Below are 21,279 nucleotides of genomic sequence, written 5' to 3' on the forward strand. Positions count from 1 at the left end.
ACTATTATGGCATTTTTATCAGATTTAGGTAATGGTGCTAGTTATGCAATTAATAATTAAGGTTTAAATAGTTAGAATCTAAAAAACACTCGTTTTATGATGTAAACGAGTGTTTTTTTATACATAAATAGTAACTTTACAGTGTGGAGAATCTGTTAAACGAAATAAAAAACTGTAAGATTTGTGAGAAATATATAGAACCCAATCCTGTAGTTCTTGCTAGTAAAAAATCCAAAATCATTATTGTAGGTCAAGCACCTGGAACCAAAGTACATCAGTCTGGGATTCCTTGGGATGATGCTAGTGGAAAACAGCTTAGGAAATGGTTGGGTGTTACTGATAAGAAGTTTTATGATACCAATAACTTTGGAATAATACCTATGGGTTTCTGTTATCCAGGAAAAGGAAAATCAGGAGATTTACCACCAAGAAAAGAATGCGCTCCACAGTGGCATCAACCTTTATTAAAAGAAATATCAGAGGTAAAATTGATTATTTTAATAGGAATGTACGCTCAAAACTATTACTTAAAAGGAAAAGCTAAAAGAACACTCACTGAAACAGTGAATACTTTTGAGGAATACTTGCCTAACTATTTTGTATTACCACATCCATCCCCAAGAAATCGATTTTGGTTAACCAAAAACTCATGGTTTGAAAAAGATGTTTTACCCATATTGAAAACCACAGTAAAAAAGCTGATATAGTGATTTTAATACTAAAAGAAAGTTAAATACATGCATTGATAAATTTGTATTTTTGCAATGTATGATAGAAACAAGAGAAGCCATATCAGAAAAAGCGGTTTTAATAGGTATTATAACCCAGCATCAAGATGAAAAACAATCAGAAGAATATTTAGATGAGCTAGAGTTTTTAACACTTACAGCAGGAGGAGTAGCTGTAAAAAGGTTTGTTCAAAAATTAGATAAACCCCATCCAAAAACTTTTATTGGAACAGGTAAACTAGAAGATGTAAAAGCGTATATAGATTCCAATGATATTGGAACAGCTATTTTTGATGATGAGCTGTCACCTGCGCAACTTAGAAATGTTGAACGTTTTTTAGATTGTAAAATTTTAGATAGAACCAACTTAATACTTGATATTTTTGCAAGTAGAGCACAAACAAGCTCAGCAAAAGCTCAAGTAGAATTAGCACAATACCAATATTTATTACCTCGATTAACCAGAATGTGGACACACCTTGACAAGCAAAAAGGAGGTATTGGTATGCGTGGTCCAGGAGAAACAGAAATAGAAACTGACCGACGTATTATTCGAGATAAAATTTCGTTGCTAAAAAAGAAATTAGTAACTATTGACAAGCAAATGTCCATACAACGAAAAAATCGTGGAAAAATGGTGCGTGTTGCTTTGGTAGGATATACCAATGTTGGTAAATCTACCTTGATGAATGTTGTTAGTAAAAGTGAGGTTTTTGCAGAGAATAAACTGTTTGCAACATTAGATACTACAGTTAGAAAGGTGGTAATAAAAAATATTCCTTTTTTAATGACAGACACCGTTGGGTTCATTAGAAAATTACCAACACAATTAGTAGAGTCGTTCAAGTCTACTTTAGATGAAGTTCGTGAAGCAGATTTATTATTACATGTCGTAGATATTTCACATCCAAACTTTGAAGATCATATAGCTTCTGTAAATAAAATTTTAGATGAAATAGATAGTAAAGATAAGCCGACAGTTATGGTATTTAATAAAATAGACGCTTATACTCATGAAACTATTGATGAAGATGATTTGATAACAGAAAAAACAAAAGAACATTATACACTAGAGGATTGGAAAAAAACCTGGATGAATGACTTAGAAACGGAAAGTATTTTTATTTCAGCCTTAAATAAAGATAATTTAGAAAATTTTAAAGAGAAAGTATATGAGGAGGTAAAGAAAATACATATTCAACGTTTTCCATATAATGATTTTCTATATCAAGAATATTAGTTTACAGTAAAAAAACGCAAACATAACTTAAAAAGGACTTAAATAATTAAAACTTTAAGTTCTTTTTTGTTATATTTATAATCCCTAATGTTGCTTTTTATATGTTTTATAAAGCATTGTAAATTATATTTTTAACCATTTTATCCCCCTGAAAATGAAAAATAATAAAACTTCACAAACAAAATTTAGACGATTCTATTCATATTTATTAACTAACAATAAATTAAAAGCCTTAACGTAATTAATTTTATTAGTATAATGCCATACCTAGTAATTATAATCTTTACTTACAAAGTATGTATAGTTAAAAGAAGTGTTTACTCTTTTTGAGTTATCATGTATTAACCTGAATAGATCATGATGAAAAAAATAATCCCCCTCTTATTATTGTATTTCAGTATGCAAGCTGTTAGTGCGCAAGAGAAATGTACATCTGAAAGTATTCATTCAGTAGATGTAAATATAGTTCACAAGTGTTTAGCAGAAAAGAAAGTAGAAAGCAATAATACAGAAGCTTCAGTTATAGTAACTACTATTCCTAGTAGAAGGCACATAAGAAAACGTATTTATTTTGAGAAAGTAATTAGTTTTGCAGAAGGTATTGAAGCAAAAAGTTTAAAGAGAATAAATACATTAAATGAGCTAGCTGAATGTAGTTTAGGAAATGTTTACCCTATTATAAAAGAAACAACAAAAAAATCAATTTCTTTTGATGTGGTTGAAGAAATTCCTGCATTCTTGTCATGCAAAGAATCATTAAAAGAAAAAGAAGATTGCTTTAATTATAAAATGCAAGACCATATAATGACCACCTTAGTTTATCCAGAAGAAGCTATAGAAAAAGGGTTAGAAGGAGAAGTTTTAGTGAGTTTTGTTATAAATGAAATGGGTAAGGTGACTGAGGTTAAGACAGAAGGAATTAATGTGCCTGAAATATTAAAAAAAGAAGCAAAAAGAATTGTATTACTATTGCCTGATTTTATTCCAGGAAAACAACAAAGCAAAAATACTAGAGTGTTATATCGCTTTCCTATGATTTTTAGTTTAAACAGTTCTGATTATTAGAGTGTTAAAATAGTTTATTTTATGTAAAAAAAAGAATACCTTTGCATGCCAAATTTTCATGAGTAACAAGTGTAATTGTTTGATTGGAAAAATGTTAAACCTTTAAGGCATGAGAAAAATTATTTTATTAATTACGTTAGTTTGCTTTTATGTAACCAATGTAATGTCGCAACGAGAAGTATGTGAGACGCCAGAAGAGTCTTTAGTAGATTTAAATAGTATAACAAAATGTACTATTGCTCCAAAAGACAAAAAAAATAAAGGAACAAGACAAATCTCTGTAAAAGTATCTGCCAATAGAAGGTATTTAAAAAAGAGAGAAATTTCGAAAAAGAAAGTAGTTTCAAATGCTACAAATTTGTCAGGAGCAGGAACGGCAGCAATAAAAAGTACAACTTCGCAAACAGAGTTAAGTAAACCTTTAACTTTTAAAAGCAACCTTGAAAACTTAACAAGTAAATTATCAGCAGAAGAAGTACGAAAAGCAGAAAAGTTCTCTACTGTAGACAAAATACCTCTGTTTACTGCATGTAAAAAAGCAAAAAAGAACGAAAGGTTAGATTGCTTTAATATGGAAATGGTAAAACACATTCAAAAACATTTTAGATATCCTAGTCAAGCAGTAAAAGAATCTATACAAGGAGAAGTTTGGGTGCGTTTTATTATTGATAAAAATGGTCAGGTTAAGAATATTAAAACTTTAGGACCTAAAAATGGAGAATTATTAAATAATGAAGCTGTTCGAGTGGTATCTCAATTGCCACAATTTATTCCAGCAAAAAAATCAGGAGGAGAAACATCTGTAAAATATGGTTTCCCAATCATGTTCGCTCTTGATGAATAACATAAGTAACTCAATATAAAAATAATTAAAATAAACAATATGTTTAAAAAACTACTAACCATGTTTTTGGTAATTTGTGGTGTGTCAATATATGCGCAAACTACAATAAACGGAAAGGTTTACGATGAATATTTAGAGCCGTTTTCCAATGCAGTAGTGCTAATAGGAAGTGATAGAACTACTTCGAGTTCTGATGGAACTTTCATATTAGCTACAAAATCAAATTACCCTTTTATAATTCAAGTTTCAGCTTTCGGTTACAAAACAGAATTAATTGAAGTAACTTCTAAAGAGCAAGAAATAAATATAATTTTAAAAGAAAATACAGCATTAGATGAAGTTGTAATCTCTGCATCTCGATCTCCAGAACGAGTTATTGAATCGCCAGTAACTATTGAAAGAATAGGTATAAATGATATAAAAAAGAATACTTCTGTAACCTATTATGATGGAATGGCAAACTTAAAAGGAATAGACCTTAGAGAAAGTGGTTATGGTTTCAAGTCAATTAATACAAGAGGTTTTTCTTCATTTGAAAATACACGTTTTGTACAGTTGGTTGATGGAATGGATACTGCGGTTCCTGCATTAACTTTCTCTATGGGGAATTTAGCAGGTACGTCTGATTTAGATGTAGAAAGCGTTGAAGTCTTACCAGGTGCAGCATCTGCTTTATATGGAGCAAATGCATTTAATGGAATTATGCTTCTTAAAAGCAAGAACCCGTTTAAACATTCAGGAGTTAGCACTTATTTTAAAACAGGATTCACATCACAAGATGCGGCAGGAAATAATCCTTTTTATGATTTTGGTATTCGTATGGCCTATAAATTTAATGAGAAGATAGCAGGTAAGGTTAATTTAACCTATTATAAGTCAGAAGAATGGCATGCGAATAATACAGGGAACTCTACAGGAATAGGTGGAGTTGCTATTGGTGGAGATAGAACTTTACCTGGATATGATGGTATAAACGTGTATGGAGACGAAGTAGGAGCTACTTTAAAACAAATTGCAACTGAGGCAAGTAAAACAAACCCTTTAATTACCCCGGCAATCATAAACAGTTTACCTGATGAAAAAATAACAAGAACAGGTTATGATGAATCAAGTTTAGTAGATTATGACTCAAATGGTTTAAAGTTTGATGCTTCTTTGCATTACCGTCCTTGGGAGAATGAAAATTTAGAAATTATTTGGAATTCAAGATTTGCAAGAGGAAAAAATATTTATCAAGGAGCTAATAGATATGTTCAAGATGGATTTTCGTTTGAGCAACATAGATTAGAGTTCTTAGGAAAGAACTTTTTCTTAAGAGGATACTATTCAGCAAATGATTCAGGAGACTATTTTGATTCTCGTTTTAAAGCAATTAATATTAACAGGGCTTGGAAGAGTGATAAAGATTGGTTTGGAGATTACCTAAATGCTTATCTAACACAAGGAAGGAGCCATGGAAAAGCTAGAGACTTTGCTAATATAGGACGTTTTGAACCTGGTTCAGCAGAGTTTAATGCAGCGGCTAATGATGTAGCTTCTAAAACAGTTCCTGAAGGAGGAGCGAAATTAACAGACCAAACGTCATATTACCATGCAGATGGTAACTATAATTTCCGTGATATAATTAAGTTTGGTGAAATCCAAATTGGTGGTTCATATAGAAAAATTAATTTAAATTCTCAAGGTTCTGTTTTTACAGACGCAAATTCTAAAATTTCTTTTGATGAATTTGGTGTTTATACTCAGTTACAGAAGAAGTTTTTAGAAGAAAGACTGAAGTTTACAGGTTCGATTCGTTATGATAAATCGACAAACTTTAAAGGTAATTATTCTCCAAGGGTGTCTTTAAATTATGCTTTAGGTGAAAATAAAGATCATGTAATTAGAGCCTCTTATCAAACAGGATTTAGAAACCCAACATTACAAGAGCAGTACTTTGGACTTCCAATTGGTACAGGTCATTTAATAGGAGGAGTTGATGAAAACTTAGATCGTTACATTGTTAATATTGGAGGAGGTAATACCTTAACAGGTAGAGATGCTTTTGAAAATTCATTCTCAAGAGCTGAATTAGACAGAGGAAACCTTGTAAAATCTCAGTTAACCACAATCAAACCCGAGAAGGTAATTTCATATGAATTAGGGTATAGAAGTATTGTTAATTTAAGCTCCAATAAAATTTTAGAATTAGATGTAAATGGGTATTATAACAATTATGAATCTTTTACAGCAATTAAAGATGTTCTTGTTCCTCATTATGGAGGGTTTAATGCAGATGGAACTCCAAATGCTCAAGCTTTATTAGCGCTTCAAAATAATGATGTAACAGCTTTCTCAGTAAACACAAACTCTAAGGCAGATGTTACCTCGTATGGTGTAGGTGTAGGAATGTCAACTAAGGTTTTTAAAGGCTTTGATTTAGGTTTGAGCTATAACTATGCAAAATTTGATTTTGAAGAAACTTCTGATCCAGATTTTGAGCCGGCATTTAACACACCGGAACATAAGGTTAAAGTTCAATTTGGTCATCCAAATTTATTTAAAAACTTTGGGTTTAATATAAATGCCCGTTGGCAAGATGAATACTATTGGCAATCTTCTTTTTTACAGGGATTAGTAGATGCTAGAACAGTAATAGATGCTCAAATAAATTATACAGTACCAGCAATTAAATCAAGATTTAAAATAGGTGGTACAAACCTTACTGGTAAGGAGTATTTTATAGCTCCTGGGGCTGGAGCAATAGGTTCTTTATATTACATTTCTTGGACAATTAATGACTAGAAATAGTTTAAATTATAAAATAAAAAAGAGGCGTGAATTTGTTCACGCCTCTTTTTTATTTTATAGACTAAAGTTATTATTCATTTTCATAATCATTAATAATTCCTAGTCGTTTAGCGCGTTGTTCCCAGCTTTTTCTAGCTAAGCTTTGTAAATTAGCAACGTTATCACTCTCATCCATTATTTCATAACCTAAAAGAGTCTCTATAACATCTTCTTGGGTTACTAAACCGCTAACAGCTCCATATTCATCTACAACTAAAGCTAAATGTTCTCTTTGTTCAATTAGTTTTTCAAATAAATTAGGAATAGATAACTCTCTACTAGCTATTATAATTTCCCTTTTAATTGTTTTTAAAGGTTCATTTCCTTTATTATCAACCAAAGAAAGTAATAATTGGTCCTTTAGAACATATCCAGTTATATTATCTGGATTTTCAGCATATACAGGTATTCTAGAAAAGCGTAAAGGTCTGTTTTCATTAAAAAAAGATTCAATACTTTGGTTTTCATCAGCAGTAGTAAGTACTGTACGAGGTGTCATAATATGTTTAGCTTGAACTTCTTTAAAGTTAAGCATGTTTCTAATTACTTTACCTTCACTTTCATGAAAAACACCTTCTTGCTCAGCAATATCTGTCATTGCAGAAAAGTCTTCTCTACTTAAAACACTTTCTCCATGTGCTCCTTTACCAAATAGTTTAGTAAATAATTGAAGTATCCATATGATACCGGTGTATTTACAAAAGAAAATCAGCACATTTAAAGCTTTAGTTGTAAAGCCAGCTAAAGACTTCCAGTAAGTAGCACCAATGGTTTTAGGAATAATTTCAGAGGCAACTAAAATCAAAATTGTCATTATAGCAGAAACGATAAAAACACCGTTTCCTTCATCACTAAATATTTTTTTTGCTTGAGCACCAACAAGTATAGCACCTACGGTATGAGCAATTGTGTTTACAGTTAAAATAGCAATAAGAGGTTTGTCTACATCTTTCTTTAATGTTTCAAGATCGTTTGCATAAGCTTTCTCTTCTTTCTTTTTAACATTTACAAAGGTAGGAGTTACACTTAATAGTACAGCTTCTAGTATGGAGCATAAAAAAGAGAAAAATATAGATAAGGTGGCGTAAACAATTAATAAAGTCATTTGTTAAAATTTTTAGGCTAAAATACGTAAAAAAGAAAACCTCAAGAACGTGTTCTTGAGGTTTTACCTTGATGTTTTATTTTTAGAAACCGTAATTTACTCCTAGACCAAACACTTCTCTAGTTTGGAACCCTTTGAAAGCATTGTCGTCATAAATAGCTTGCATAGAGAGGTTTGCAGAAAGATATTTATTAACTTTCATTACCACATTAACAGTGTAATCTATATCAACATTTTGAAAATCTTCTAAGTAGTTACTGTATAAGTTTAGTATATTTTCAACAGACACATTTTTCATAACGTCTAATTTATAGTAAGCATTAACCGCAGCACCTAGTTCATAACGAGTAGTCTCGTTTTGTTCTACTCCAAAAGCAGGTCCTAAGTCTGTTAGGTGTTTGTGTACATAAATTAGTTTAGAAGTTGCAGGAGCGATGTTTACTTTTAAATTGTCGTGTTTTTTCCATAACATACCTGGTCCAAATTGGAAGTAGGCAGGAGAAAAGAAATGAGATGTTTGCTCGCCAGAAACATATGTAGAAGACATTTGAGTCTTAAAGTTAAAAAAAGCAGAATAATACCAATACCCACTAGCTTTTTTACCTAATAAAGAGTTTAACTCTAAACGGTCATCTGTTTTTTGCATTGCTTCTCCTTTTAACTTTGTTAAACCATAAGAAGCAATTAGTTTATTATCCCAAGTCCAGTCACCTTTGGTGTAATTAAAATCATAATTTAACCCAATGGTACCAGAAATATTATTTGTTCCACCAGCTAACCAGTTATTAAAAGCGGACTGATTGAATAGAAAAGAGATGTTACCACTCCTTTTCCATCCTTCTTTAGGCTCTTCTTTTTTTTCTTCTTGAGCATTAGCTGTTAAAGCTCCAAACATAACAGCAATAGCTAATAATTTTTTCATTTTAATAGTTTTAAATTAAAGTGTATAAATGTTTAACATAGAAGTTAGACAATAATATTGTATTAAAAGTCACGTTTTATGAAAAATATAGTTTAAACCAAGCCCAAAAACTTCTTTAAACTGTACTCTGCTAGAGGCATCGTCATCAATAATAGCATGCAAACTGAGATTGGTAGATAGGTTTTTATTAATTTTAACAAAGAAGTTTAACTGATAATCAATATCTATATTTTGAGGTTTGTTTAAATAATCTGAATACACAGCAACTATGCTTTCCATAGTAACGTCCTCCATTATTTCGCTTTTAAAATAGGCAGATAAGTTAAAACCTAAACTAAAGCTAGTATTTTTACCTTCATCCACACCATATTTTCCCGAAAATTCGTCAGAAACAAAAGTATAACGAGCAGTTGCGGGAGCTATGTTTATTCTAGCGTCATCATTCCGTTTCCATAACATACCAGGTCCAAAACTCCAATATGCTGGAGAAAAGAAGTCTGAAACTGCTACTTTAGGTTCTTGTTTATAATCATAACCTTTGGTATATTGTGTTTTAAAATTACTAAAAAAAGATAAAAACCATAATTTTGAAGTTTTAAATCCTAAAAGAGAATTGTATTCAAACTGATCTTCTGTTTTTCTTATACCTTGACCATCTATATAACTTAATCCATAGGCTGATATTATTTTATTATCCCAGTTCCATTTTTTCTTTTTGTAGTTAAAGTCATAACCAAGTGTCATATTTCCAGCAACGGTATTGTTACCACCTGCTGCCCAATTTGAAAAAGATGATTGATTAAAAAGAAAAGTGTATTTTCCAGTTACAGTCCATTTTTTTGGTGGGTTTTTCTTAACTAAAGGCTCTGCAAACACTCGCTTGTTAAATATGTAGAAAGCAAAACTAGTGTCTAAAGGGGAGTTTTGTAAACCTAAAGTTGAGATACTATCTTTTTTAGTTTCTTGTGAAACTAAAGAAAAGGAGTAACAAGAAATTAAGATTAAGAACAGCTTTTTCATTTGTGATTAAGTTGAGGAATTATACGAGTCTAATTATTTTTTTCTCTTATAAAGTGGTACTGTTGAACAAGCCTCTCCAAACATAATGGTTTTAGCTACAGGTTTAATTTTTTCAATTAGTAAGGTGTATGCTGATGGTGGTATAGGTTTATTTGAGCATCCTTTAATTATTATAGGTTTGTCTTTATAATTAGAGATGTTAAGCTGTTGAATTATCTCTTGATATATTACAGTTTCTAGTAATGTTAAGTCCCCAACAACAACCTTTTTAGCAAAAGGAGTAAGTTCAGTAGTTAGTAAAATATAAGCCCACGAAGGAATAATAGCGTCAGTAGAACAAGTTAAAGAAACATAACTATCTAGATATTGAGACCAGTCATGGTTTTTTACAGTCTCTCTAAAATCTTTTTCACGAAGAATTAATTCTTCAAATAACCAATCCTTAATATCAAATATTACACGTTTACCCTCAGGGTAAAAATCTTCAAGGTCTATTGTAGTAAGCTTACTATTAGCAACTCTATTTATAATTTCTTCTGACATATTTTTTAGTTGAAAAGGTTAAAGTTGTATTAACTGCTCTATAACATTCCTAATTCTAATTTAGCTTCTTCACTCATCATATCTTGAGTCCAAGTAGGATCGAAGGTGATTTCTACCTCACAATTGTTAATCTCTTTTAAAGTTTTTACTTTTTCTTCTACTTCAACAGGTAAAGTTTCAGCAACAGGACAGTTAGGAGAAGTTAATGTCATTAATATTTTGGCATCATTTTCTTCTGATATAAAAACATCATAAATTAAACCTAACTCATATATGTCAACAGGTATTTCTGGGTCATATATGGTTTTTAATACACGTACAATTTTATCTCCTAATTCTTCTAATTTGTCTTCAGTCATAATTCTAAACTTCTTTTAATTCGCTAATTTGCTTTGCTGTGCAATTGCGTACATTTTAATTTGTTTTACCATGGATACTAAACCATTAGCACGTGTAGGGCTTAAATGTTCTTTCAGGCCAATCTCATCAATAAAATCAGTATCGGCGTCTAAAATAGCCTTAGGTGTTTGGTTAGAAAATACCCTCAATAATAAAGCTACAATTCCTTTTGTTAAAATAGCATCACTATCGGCAGTAAACTCAATAGTATCACCTTTTAATTCAGAATGTAACCATACTTTCGATTGGCATCCTTTAATTAGGTTTTCATCCAACTTGTAAGTTTCACTTATTAAAGGTAGCGATTTTCCTAGCTCTATAATGTATTCATAACGCTCCATCCAGTCTTCAAACATAGAAAACTCGTCAATAATTTCTTCTTGTATTTCTTTGATAGTCATTTTTTAAAACTATTTTTGCAAAGTCAAAAAGACCGTTTTTAATTAAAGACGCAAAATTACGACAAAAAAGGCAGTTGACATGAGAGTTTAAGCCTTAATGAGTATAATTAGTAAAAATTTAAGTCTTAGTAATTTATAAAGACTTAATGAAACAAATACATTTCTTCAGTTGAAGAAATATTAAGTAGAGTTATGAGTAAATTATTAGCAGTAGGAACTGTAGCATTTGACGCTATAGAAACACCATTTGGAAAAACTGATAAAATCTTAGGAGGATCAGGAACATTTGTAGGATTAGCAGCTTCACAATTTGGAGTGCAAACAGGAGTTGTTTCTGTAGTTGGAGGAGATTTTCCACAATCATACTTAGATATGATGAACGATAAAGGAATTAATACTGATGGAGTGGAAATCGTAAAAGAAGGAAAAACTTTCTTTTGGAGTGGAAAGTATCATAATGATATGAATTCTCGTGATACTTTAATAACTGAACTAAATGTATTAGAACATTTTCAACCAGTGGTTCCAGAATCGTTTAAAGATGCACCAATTGTAATGTTAGGTAATTTACACCCATTAACACAAGCATCGGTATTAGATCAAATGAATGAAAGACCTAAGTTAGTAGTGTTAGATACTATGAACTTTTGGATGGATATAGCATTAAACGATTTGCATGAAGTATTAAAGCGTGTAGATGTTATTACAATTAACGACGAGGAAGCACGTCAGTTAAGTGGAGAATATTCTTTGGTAAATGCAGCAAAGAAAATTCATGAAATGGGGCCAAAATACGTGGTAATTAAAAAAGGGGAACATGGAGCTTTATTATTCAATGAAGGAAATATGTTCTTTGCACCAGCATTGCCATTAGCAGAGGTGTTTGACCCAACTGGAGCTGGAGATACTTTTGCAGGAGGTTTCTGCGGATATTTAGCTAAAACCGAAGATATTTCATTCGAAAATATGAAGAGTGCAATTATATATGGATCTAACTTAGCATCGTTCTGTGTTGAAAAATTCGGAACACAACGCATGGAGGAGTTAACTAGCGAGGAGGTACAAGTACGCTTAAAAGCGTTTAAAGAATTAACACAATTTGATATAGCATTATCATAAACTATAAATCCGCGCTTTTTGCTGCGGATTTTTTTATACAACACACAAAACTACAACACAACTAAATACTTGAAATTAAATGAGTGACGCTATTAAACACGAATGCGGAATTGCAATGGTTCGTTTAAAGAAGCCATTACAATATTATAAAGACAAATACGGTACCGCGTTTTATGGTGTAAATAAAATGTACCTGTTAATGGAGAAACAGCACAACCGGGGGCAAGACGGTGCTGGATTAGCAAGTATAAAATTTAATGTAGAGCCTGGAACAAGATATATAAGCAGAATCCGTTCCAACCAATCACAGCCGATTCAAGATATCTTTGGTAAAATCAACCATAGAATCAATGGAGTTTTTGATGAGAATCCAGATAAGGTTGATGATGTGAAATGGCAAGAAGAAAATGTGCCTTACATTGGAAACTTATTTTTAGGGCACGTTCGCTACGGTACTTTTGGTAAAAACTCTATAGAGAGTGTACATCCTTTTTTACGCCAAAGCAACTGGAAACATCAAAGCTTAATTGTTGCTGGTAATTTTAATATGACTAATTCTAAACATTTGTTAAATGATTTAATTGAATTAGGTCAACACCCTAAAGAGTCTACTGATACTGTAACAATTTTAGAAAAAATAGGACACTTTCTGCAGTCGGAAGTTTCAGATTTATATTTGAAAGCTAAAGAAGAAGGATTTAATAAAAAGGATGCTTCTCCTTACATAGAAGATAACCTAGATATTCAACGAATTTTAAAACGTTCGGCTAAAAACTGGGATGGTGGATATGCTATGGCAGGTATGCTGGGGCATGGAGATGCGTTTGTGTTGAGAGACCCATCAGCTATTCGTCCAGCTTTTTTTTATGAAGACGATGAAGTAGTTGTGGTTGCTTCTGAACGTCCAGTTATTCAAACAGTTTTTAACGTTGATATAGAGTCAATAAAAGAGGTTGAAAGAGGACATGCGTTAATAATCAAAAAGAATGGAGAGACAACAATGTCGCCAATTTTAGAACAGCGTCCCAAAAAAGCATGTTCATTTGAGCGTATTTATTTTTCAAGAGGAAGTGATGCATCAATTTATGAAGAACGTAAAAACTTAGGGAAATATGTGTTTCCTGAAGTTTTAAAATCTATTGATAGTGATATAGAAAATTCAGTGTTTTCTTACATACCAAATACGGCAGAAACATCATTTTTTGGAATGATGGAAGCTGCTGAAGATGTGTTAAATCAGCAAAAGACTGATGCAATTTTAGCGGGTGAAGGAAAGCTTTCAAAAGAAAGAGTAATTGAAATTCTTTCTAAAAGACCACGTTTTGAAAAAATAGCGATTAAAGATGCTAAACTACGTACTTTTATTACAGATGATAGTAGTCGTGATGATTTAGTTGCGCATGTTTATGATGTTACTTACGGAGTTGTAAAGCCAACAGATAATTTAGTAATTATTGATGATAGTATCGTAAGAGGTACTACCTTGAAGAAAAGTATTATTAAAATCTTGGACCGATTGAATCCTAAGAAAATAGTAGTAGTTTCTTCTGCGCCTCAAATACGTTATCCAGATTGTTATGGTATTGATATGGCTAAGATTAACGATTTTATTGCTTTTAAAGCTGCGTTGGAATTGTTAAAAGAAACAAATCAGTATCATATTGTTGATGAAGTGTATCAAAAATGTAAGCAACAAGAAAGCAGTGAAGATAAAGATGTGATAAACTACGTTAAGGAAATTTATGCACCTTTTACAGATGAAGAAGTTTCTGCAAAGATTGCACAAATGTTAAAAACTGCAGAGATAAAAGCTGATGTCGAGGTGATTTTTCAGCCAGTAAGTGGTTTACATAAAGCTTGTCCAGACAATTTAGGAGATTGGTATTTTACTGGAGATTATCCTACTGATGGAGGTCATAGGGTGGTAAATCAGGCATTTATCAATTTTTATGAAGGAAATGATAAGAGGGCTTATTAATAATTAATTAGCCAGTAAATAAAAAAAGAGTAATCGTTTTTTCGATTACTCTTTTTTTATGTGGTAAAATATGTTTAATTACATAGGTACTACAATGGCGCCAGAGAATTTTTCTCGGATTTCATTTAAAGCCCTATCAGCATGTAAGCGCGTTTTATAATTCCCTACTTGTATTTTCCAGTTAGGTTCTTCGTATGTTAGTTTGGTGTAAACATCAGGGTATTCAACTTTAAACCTATTGCGTATGCTTCTAGCGCGTCTTTCAAGTCCATAATATAGTTGGATTCTGTACCCGTTTCCATTGCTCTTGTTGTAGGTTCTTTTCTTTTCTATCAGTGAAATAATGTGCTTGTTGTCAGTAAGTTTTTCTTGAGCATTAGCTTTGAGTGCAAAAGCAGTAACAAGAAATATAAAAGTAATAATTAAGCTATGTTTTTTCATTTTGATGAATCTTTTTACAAAAGTAATGACTTGTGAGTTAATACATTGTTAACGCTAGTTATTTAGAATTGTTATAAATTATAGATTAGGATTCTCTTAACATTTCACAATTTAGACAGAAGTAGTACTTTTGTGCAACTTTCTGTGTGCTAATTTTAAAATTAGTGTAACAGAAAAAATTGTACCAAAATAGATACAAAACTTATATTTTTATAGTATGAAAAGTGTGAATCATCACAGTAGATTAACTAAAACTCTAGCAAAGAGTTTAGCTTTCTTTTTAGTTTTCTTAGTAAGTTTTTCGGCGTTTTCACAAGATATTGATGAGGCGCGTCAAAAAGAAGGGAAAAAATTGTTTAAATCTCTTTGTGCATCTTGTCATAAGTTAGATAAGAAGCTGGTTGGTCCTGCTTTGGCTGGGATTGAAGAGAGAAGAACCAATGAATGGTTGAAAGCATGGATAAAAGATAATGCTGCTTTAAGAGCTTCAGGGGATAAAGAAGCAATTGCGATTTTTGAAGAGTATAATGGTTCTAATATGACTGCTTTTCCGCAGTTATCGGATCAAAACATTGATGATATCCTTTACTATACCACGGTTGGTGAGTTAAAAAAGACTCCAGCAGCAGGAACTGATATTGAAGGAGTTGGATCTCAAGGTGATCAGGCACCAAAATGGTTGATATATATATTGGCTGCAGCTATTGTTGTGGCATTCTTAATTATTGGTAGTTTGTTAAAAACTATTAGTGAATTAAAAGGCGCTCCAAAAACTCCAGGTTTAATGGGGCAAACTGCTGAGTTGTGGCAAGGAATTAAACAGAATACTTTCTTAAAAGTGTTAACCGTTATTTTTGGAGCTTTAATTGCTGCTTATTTCTTGTTTGGAACTTTGTTTAAAGTTGGTGTTGATGAGGGGTATCAGCCAATTCAACCAATAGCTTTTTCACATAAAATTCACGCAGGAGATAATAAGATAGATTGTCAATACTGTCACTCTGCAGCAAAACATAGTAAGCATTCGGGTATACCATCTGTAAATGTTTGTATGAATTGTCATAAGAATATTTCTGAAGTAGCAGACGATACAAAAGTTGTGATGGATGATCATACATTAGTAAAAGCTGATTTAGATAAAGAAATCGCTAAGATTTATGAAGCAGCTGGTTGGGATGCAGAAAAATTAGAATATACTGGAAATACTAAGCCGGTTAAATGGGTGAGAGTTCATAACTTGCCAGATTTCGCATATTTTAACCATTCACAACACGTAACTGTAGGAGGAATTGCATGTCAAAAATGTCATGGTCCAGTAGAGGAAATGGAAGAAGTATATCAATATTCGCCATTAACAATGGGTTGGTGTATTGACTGTCATAAGGAAACTAAGGTTGACTTAAAAGGTAATGAGTACTATGCTAAAATTCATGAAGAACTAGCTAAGAAGTACGGTGTTGAGCAAGTAACTATTGCTCAATTAGGAGGAAAAGAGTGTGGTAAATGCCACTATTAATCAATTTAGAAAGTAGAAAAACACATATATAAATGGCTTCAAACAAAAAATACTGGCAAAGTGTTGAAGAACTAAAGGGTAGTTCTATTGTTGAAACGCTACGTAATAATGAGTTTGTACAAGATATTCCTACAGATGAATTTTTAGGCGACAAAGATACCTTAGAAACATCATCAACTTCACGTAGAGACTTCTTGAAATATGTTGGATTTACCACTGCAGCAGCTTCTTTAGCAGCTTGTGAAGGTCCAGTAAGAAAATCAATTCCTTATGTAGTGCAACCTAATGATATCGTAGTAGGCGTTGCTGATTGGTACGCAACTACAATTGCAGACGGTTTTGATTTCGCAAACGTATTAGTAAAAACACGCGAAGGACGTCCAATTCAAATCATGCCAAATAAAGAGGCAGGAGGTGTAACTAGCGCACGTACTCAAGCGTCAGTTTTATCATTATACGATGAAAAATTACGTTTAAAAGAACCAAGAAAAGGAAAAACTCAAATCTCTTGGGCAGATGCAGATAAAGAAATTATCGCAAAATTAAACGAATTAAAGAATGCTAATGAACCAGTAGTATTATTAACAGGAACTTTAGCGAGTCCTTCTACTGAAAAAATAATAGCAGATTTTATTACAGCTTACCCAAATGTTAAGCATGTAGTATATGACGCAATCTCTGAAAGTGCAACTGCTGATGCTTTTGAAGCTATGTATGGTAAAAGAGCATTGCCAGATTACGATTTTAGTAAGGCGGAAGTTATCGCGTCCATAGGGGCAGATTTTATTGGTGATTGGCAAGGGGGATACGAAAAGTCTTATGCAGAAGGTCGTAGAGTAGAAACTGGTAAAATGTCATACCATGTTCAAATAGAAGCTAACATGTCTTTAGCGGGAGCAAATGCCGATAAAAGAATTGTAGCCAAACCATCTGAGCAAGTTTTCGCTTTAATAAACTTATACAACCAAATAACAGGAAATAGCCTTCCTTCAAAAGCAACAACTTTTGATGTAGAGGTAAAGCAATTAGCTAAAGACCTTAAAAAAGCAGGTTCAAAAGGGGTTGTTGTTACAGGTTTAAATGATAAAAACGCACAATTAATTGCATTAGCAATCAATAAAGCGTTAAATAGTGAGGTAATAGATACTGAGGCGGTGAATTTAAAGCGTCAAGGTAACGATACCCAAGTAGCTCAATTGATAGCAGACGTTAAAGGAGGTAAAGTAAAAGGTTTAATTACTTATAATGTAAATCCTTTATACACTTTAGCAAATGCAGTTGATTTAGCAGAAGGAATTAAAAATTTAAAATTATCTATAGCTCTATCTACTCAAGATGATGCTACAGCTAATGCTACACAATATACATTGCCAGCACCTCATAACTTAGAAAGTTGGGGAGATGTTATGGCGAAGCAAGGTGTTTATAGTTTAATGCAACCAACTATACAGCCACTATTTAACACACGTCAAGTACAAGACGTTTTATTAAAATGGTCTGGAAGTACAGTGAACTATTACGACACTTTAAAAGAATTTTGGAGCACAAATGTATTAGGAGGGGCTTCATGGAATCAAGCATTACATGATGGGTTCTTTAAAGCTGAAAAAGTTGCTGTTGAAGAAGAAACAGCCTTTGAAACTACTGTAGATATAAATGTAGTAGCAGCGCAATTAGTGAAAAAAGCTAATAATGCTTCAGGATTCGAATTAAACTTATACTCATCAACAGCGTTAGGAGACGGTAAACAAGCAAATAACCCTTGGTTACAAGAATTACCTGACCCTATTACAAGAGCTTCTTGGGATAACTACTTGACCATTTCGATTTCAGATGCAAAAGAATTAGGTTTTGAAAACCCAGTAAAAGATAATGGTGCTATTGATGGTAATTATGCTAACGTAACAGTAAATGGCATAACAATAAATAAAGTACCAGTGCTTATACAACCAGGTCAAGCAAAAGGATCAGTAGGTTTAGCATTAGGGTACGGTAGAACTCAAGGATTAAAATCAGAAATGCAAGTAGGTGTCAATGCCTATCCATTCTACCAAAATGGAAACAATGTTCAGTATAATGTTTCTATTGAAAGAACTTCAGGATGGCACAAGTTTGCTTGTATGCAAGTACAAAGCACTTTAGCAGGTCGCCACGATATATTAAAAGAAGCTTCATTAAAAGAAGTAAACGATAAAAAATTAGATCCTAAGCATACTTGGAATAAGCCATTCATGGTCTCTTATGATCATCAAGAAGTTGAAGGAAGTAAAATTGACTTATGGGATGAGCATGACAGAAGTTTAGGACACCACTTTAACTTATCTATCGACTTAACATCTTGTACAGGTTGTGGAGCATGTGTTATTGCATGTCACGCAGAAAACAACGTACCAGTTGTTGGTAAAGATGAAATGAGAGTTGGTAGAGATATGGCTTGGTTACGTATTGATCGTTATTATTCTTCTACTGTGGAAGATAAGCAACATAAGGCTAAAATGACATTGGAGGAGTTCAAAGCTCAAAATCCAAACATAGCTAACCAAGAAATTGAAAGACGTTATACTGAAAAAGTATTAGAGCTAAGCAAAGGAGATTTATTTGATGCTTTAGAAAACCCAGCAGAAAATCCACAGGTTGCTTTCCAACCAATGATGTGTCAGCACTGTAACCACGCACCATGTGAAACAGTATGTCCGGTAGCAGCAACATCTCACGGTCGTCAAGGTCAAAACCAAATGGCATATAACCGTTGTGTAGGTACTCGTTACTGTGCAAATAACTGTCCATACAGAGTTCGTCGTTTCAACTGGTTTAATTATGCTGAAAACAACGAGTTTGATTTTAACATGAATAACGAGTACGGTAAAATGGTGTTAAACCCAGACGTAGTAGTTCGTTCTCGTGGTGTAATGGAAAAGTGTTCTATGTGTATTCAAATGACACAAGCTACTATCTTAAAGGCTAAGAAAGAAGGTAGAGCTGTTAAAAAAGACGAGTTTGAAACAGCATGTTCAGCAGCATGTTCTACTGGTTCTATGGTGTTTGGAGATATAAACAACACTGAAGATACAGTTACAGCATTAAAAGAAGATAAAAGAGCTTTCCACGTTTTAGATTATATTGGTACAAAACCAAACGTAGTGTATCAAGTGAAAGTAAGAAATACAAACGAAGCTTAATAGTAAAATTAATAAGTATATAGATTTATGTCGTCTCATTACGAATCATCTTATAGAGAACCTTTAATACTTGGTGACAAGAGTTACCATGATATTACTGAAGATATTGCTAGACCTATTGAAGGGAAAGCAAACAAAAATTGGTATATAGCATTCTATATCTCTTTAGCAGCAATGTTATGGGGATTTGGATGTATCTTTTACACCGTAGGAACAGGTATTGGTGTATGGGGATTAAGTAAAAACATCGGTTGGGCATGGGATATTACCAACTTCGTATGGTGGGTAGGTATTGGTCACGCAGGAACACTTATTTCTGCAGTACTTTTATTATTCCGTCAAAAATGGAGAATGGCAATTAACCGTTCTGCAGAAGCGATGACAATCTTTGCGGTATTCCAAGCAGGATTATTCCCAATTATTCACATGGGACGTCCATGGAACGGATACTGGGTATTACCAATTCCAAACCAATTCGGATCATTATGGGTTAACTTTAACTCGCCATTATTATGGGATGTATTCGCAATTTCTACATATTTATCGGTATCATTAGTTTTCTGGTGGACTGGTTTATTACCTGATTTTGCAACGATTCGTGATAGAGCTGTAAAACCTTTCCAAAAGAAAATTTATGCATTATTATCTTTCGGGTGGTCAGGTAGAGCAAAAGACTGGCAACGTTTTGAAGAAGTGTCGTTAGTATTAGCAGGTTTAGCAACTCCATTAGTACTTTCTGTACATACAATCGTATCGATGGACTTCGCAACTTCTATTAACCCAGGATGGCACTCAACAATTTTCCCTCCTTATTTCGTAGCAGGGGCGATCTTCTCTGGGTTTGCAATGGTACAAACCTTATTAGGTATTATGCGCAAGGTTACAAATATGGAAGCATATATTACACGTTTACACGTAGAGTATATGAACATCGTAATCATTTTAACAGGAGGTATCGTAGCAGTAGCTTATGCAACAGAGTTCTTTATTGCATGGTATACAGGTTCTCCTTACGAAAACTACACATACTTATCATTTGGAGCAGAAGCAGGAGCTTACGGATGGGCATTTTGGTCGTTATTAATTTGTAACATTTTCACACCACAGTTATTATGGATCAAAAAGATTAGAAGAAGTTTTATTTGGTCTTTTATTATCTCGATAGTAATTAACATCGGTATGTGGTTTGAGCGTTTTGATATTATTGCAATTGTATTAAGTAAAGGACAGTTACCATCTACATGGTGGCGTTTTGAACCAACGTTCGTAGACGTAGGTATCTTTATAGGAACTATCGGATTCTTCTTTGTATTATTCTTATTATATGCAAGAACTTTCCCAGTAATCCCTACAGCAGAGATTAAGACTATTTTGAAATCATCAGGTGAGAATTTTAAAAAATCAAGAGAAGAGAACAATGAGCACTAATAAAGTAATTCACGCATTATATAATGATGATGATATCTTAATGGATGCCGTTAAGAAAGTAAAAGCAGAAAATCATCATATTGAAGAAGTATTTTGTCCTTTTCCAGTTCATGGATTAGACAAAGCAATGGGATTAGCACCAACACGTTTAGCAATTACCGCTTTTTTATATGGTATTACAGGCTTATCAGTAGCAGTTTGGTTAACATGGTATACTATGATTGCTGATTGGCCTCAAGATATTGGGGGAAAACCAAACTTTTCATGGGCTACCAATATGCCAGCTTTTGTTCCAATATTATTTGAATTAACAGTGTTTTTTGCAGCACACTTAATGGTAATTACTTTTTATATGAGAAGTAAGATATGGCCATTTAAAGAAGCTGAAAACCCTGACCCAAGAACTACAGATGATCACTTTTTAATGGAGATTCCTGTTAAAGGGAGTGAAGAAGAGTTGGTGTCATTATTAGAGAAAACTGGAGCTGTAGAAATTAACGTAGTAGAAACGCACTAATAAAGAGA

Annotated in this window: 18 protein-coding genes; 11 read left to right on the forward strand and 7 right to left on the reverse strand. The window is 32.8% G+C overall.

The annotated features are described in order from the left end of the window. Positions 1 to 143: 143 nt before the first annotated feature. From AC3VJB_RS13740 to AC3VJB_RS13760, 5 genes are all read left to right on the forward strand, one after another. The gene (locus AC3VJB_RS13740; protein WP_047788287.1) at positions 144 to 707 is read left to right on the forward strand and encodes a uracil-DNA glycosylase family protein; all 564 of its coding nucleotides are present in this window, start codon (positions 144 to 146) and stop codon (positions 705 to 707) included. A 61-nt stretch (positions 708 to 768) separates the two neighbouring features. After that, positions 769 to 1,968, forward strand: a complete 1,200-nt coding sequence (gene hflX, locus AC3VJB_RS13745; RefSeq protein WP_047788288.1) for a GTPase HflX — start codon at positions 769 to 771, stop codon at positions 1,966 to 1,968. 357 nt (positions 1,969 to 2,325) lie between these two features. Further along, positions 2,326 to 3,033, forward strand: a complete 708-nt coding sequence (locus AC3VJB_RS13750; RefSeq protein WP_394420326.1) for an energy transducer TonB — start codon at positions 2,326 to 2,328, stop codon at positions 3,031 to 3,033. A 109-nt stretch (positions 3,034 to 3,142) separates the two neighbouring features. Then, positions 3,143 to 3,877, forward strand: a complete 735-nt coding sequence (locus AC3VJB_RS13755) for an energy transducer TonB (RefSeq protein WP_053056633.1) — start codon at positions 3,143 to 3,145, stop codon at positions 3,875 to 3,877. 39 nt (positions 3,878 to 3,916) lie between these two features. Next, complete coding sequence (locus tag AC3VJB_RS13760; protein WP_497667254.1) at positions 3,917 to 6,661, forward strand: TonB-dependent receptor; 2,745 nt, start codon at positions 3,917 to 3,919, stop codon at positions 6,659 to 6,661. A 76-nt stretch (positions 6,662 to 6,737) separates the two neighbouring features. On the opposite strand, the gene AC3VJB_RS13765 is transcribed toward AC3VJB_RS13760, so the two are convergent. The 6 genes from AC3VJB_RS13765 to AC3VJB_RS13790 form a co-directional block, all read right to left on the reverse strand. Beyond that, a complete protein-coding gene (locus tag AC3VJB_RS13765; RefSeq protein ID WP_281979606.1) occupies positions 6,738 to 7,811 on the reverse strand; it encodes a CNNM domain-containing protein in 1,074 nt (357 codons plus the stop codon). 82 nt (positions 7,812 to 7,893) lie between these two features. Next, positions 7,894 to 8,733, reverse strand: a complete 840-nt coding sequence (locus AC3VJB_RS13770) for a DUF3078 domain-containing protein (RefSeq protein ID WP_173359322.1) — start codon at positions 8,731 to 8,733, stop codon at positions 7,894 to 7,896. A gap of 69 nt (positions 8,734 to 8,802) precedes the next feature. Continuing rightward, positions 8,803 to 9,753, reverse strand: a complete 951-nt coding sequence (locus AC3VJB_RS13775; protein ID WP_082118601.1) for a DUF3078 domain-containing protein — start codon at positions 9,751 to 9,753, stop codon at positions 8,803 to 8,805. 33 nt (positions 9,754 to 9,786) lie between these two features. Continuing rightward, positions 9,787 to 10,296: a DUF2480 family protein gene (locus AC3VJB_RS13780; RefSeq protein ID WP_497667255.1), complete on the reverse strand. Its 510-nt coding sequence runs from the start codon at positions 10,294 to 10,296 to the stop codon at positions 9,787 to 9,789. A gap of 38 nt (positions 10,297 to 10,334) precedes the next feature. Continuing rightward, positions 10,335 to 10,655: a DUF59 domain-containing protein gene (locus AC3VJB_RS13785; RefSeq protein WP_047788293.1), complete on the reverse strand. Its 321-nt coding sequence runs from the start codon at positions 10,653 to 10,655 to the stop codon at positions 10,335 to 10,337. A 15-nt stretch (positions 10,656 to 10,670) separates the two neighbouring features. After that, positions 10,671 to 11,096 carry a SufE family protein gene (locus AC3VJB_RS13790; RefSeq protein WP_047788294.1) on the reverse strand — a complete coding sequence of 142 codons (426 nt, stop codon included), beginning with the start codon at positions 11,094 to 11,096 and terminating at the stop codon, positions 10,671 to 10,673. Positions 11,097 to 11,288: 192 nt separating this feature from the next. Between AC3VJB_RS13790 and AC3VJB_RS13795 the strand changes: the two genes are divergently transcribed. Together AC3VJB_RS13795 and AC3VJB_RS13800 are read left to right on the forward strand one after the other, a co-directional pair. Next, positions 11,289 to 12,215, forward strand: a complete 927-nt coding sequence (locus tag AC3VJB_RS13795) for a PfkB family carbohydrate kinase (RefSeq protein ID WP_497667256.1) — start codon at positions 11,289 to 11,291, stop codon at positions 12,213 to 12,215. Between the two features lie 79 nt (positions 12,216 to 12,294). Further along, positions 12,295 to 14,193 carry an amidophosphoribosyltransferase gene (locus tag AC3VJB_RS13800; RefSeq protein ID WP_497667257.1) on the forward strand — a complete coding sequence of 633 codons (1,899 nt, stop codon included), beginning with the start codon at positions 12,295 to 12,297 and terminating at the stop codon, positions 14,191 to 14,193. A gap of 78 nt (positions 14,194 to 14,271) precedes the next feature. On the opposite strand, the gene AC3VJB_RS13805 is transcribed toward AC3VJB_RS13800, so the two are convergent. Beyond that, positions 14,272 to 14,634 carry an SPOR domain-containing protein gene (locus tag AC3VJB_RS13805; protein ID WP_159610885.1) on the reverse strand — a complete coding sequence of 121 codons (363 nt, stop codon included), beginning with the start codon at positions 14,632 to 14,634 and terminating at the stop codon, positions 14,272 to 14,274. Between the two features lie 217 nt (positions 14,635 to 14,851). On the opposite strand from AC3VJB_RS13805, the gene AC3VJB_RS13810 reads away from it, so the two are divergent. Genes AC3VJB_RS13810 through AC3VJB_RS13825 form a run of 4 tightly spaced genes read left to right on the forward strand, consistent with a single transcriptional unit; the run spans position 14,852 to position 21,271 of the window. Further along, a complete protein-coding gene (locus AC3VJB_RS13810) occupies positions 14,852 to 16,147 on the forward strand; it encodes a c-type cytochrome (RefSeq protein WP_073182520.1) in 1,296 nt (431 codons plus the stop codon). A gap of 32 nt (positions 16,148 to 16,179) precedes the next feature. Next, entirely contained in the window at positions 16,180 to 19,326 is a 3,147-nt protein-coding gene (locus AC3VJB_RS13815; protein WP_437823627.1) for a TAT-variant-translocated molybdopterin oxidoreductase, read from the forward strand. A 27-nt stretch (positions 19,327 to 19,353) separates the two neighbouring features. After that, positions 19,354 to 20,754, forward strand: a complete 1,401-nt coding sequence (gene nrfD / locus AC3VJB_RS13820; protein WP_028891351.1) for an NrfD/PsrC family molybdoenzyme membrane anchor subunit — start codon at positions 19,354 to 19,356, stop codon at positions 20,752 to 20,754. Further along, positions 20,744 to 21,271 carry a DUF3341 domain-containing protein gene (locus tag AC3VJB_RS13825; RefSeq protein ID WP_047788300.1) on the forward strand — a complete coding sequence of 176 codons (528 nt, stop codon included), beginning with the start codon at positions 20,744 to 20,746 and terminating at the stop codon, positions 21,269 to 21,271. Before nrfD ends, AC3VJB_RS13825 begins: the two co-directional genes overlap by 11 nt. Positions 21,272 to 21,279 lie beyond the last annotated feature (8 nt).

This window comes from Tenacibaculum sp. TB-53 (genome assembly GCF_059716285.2).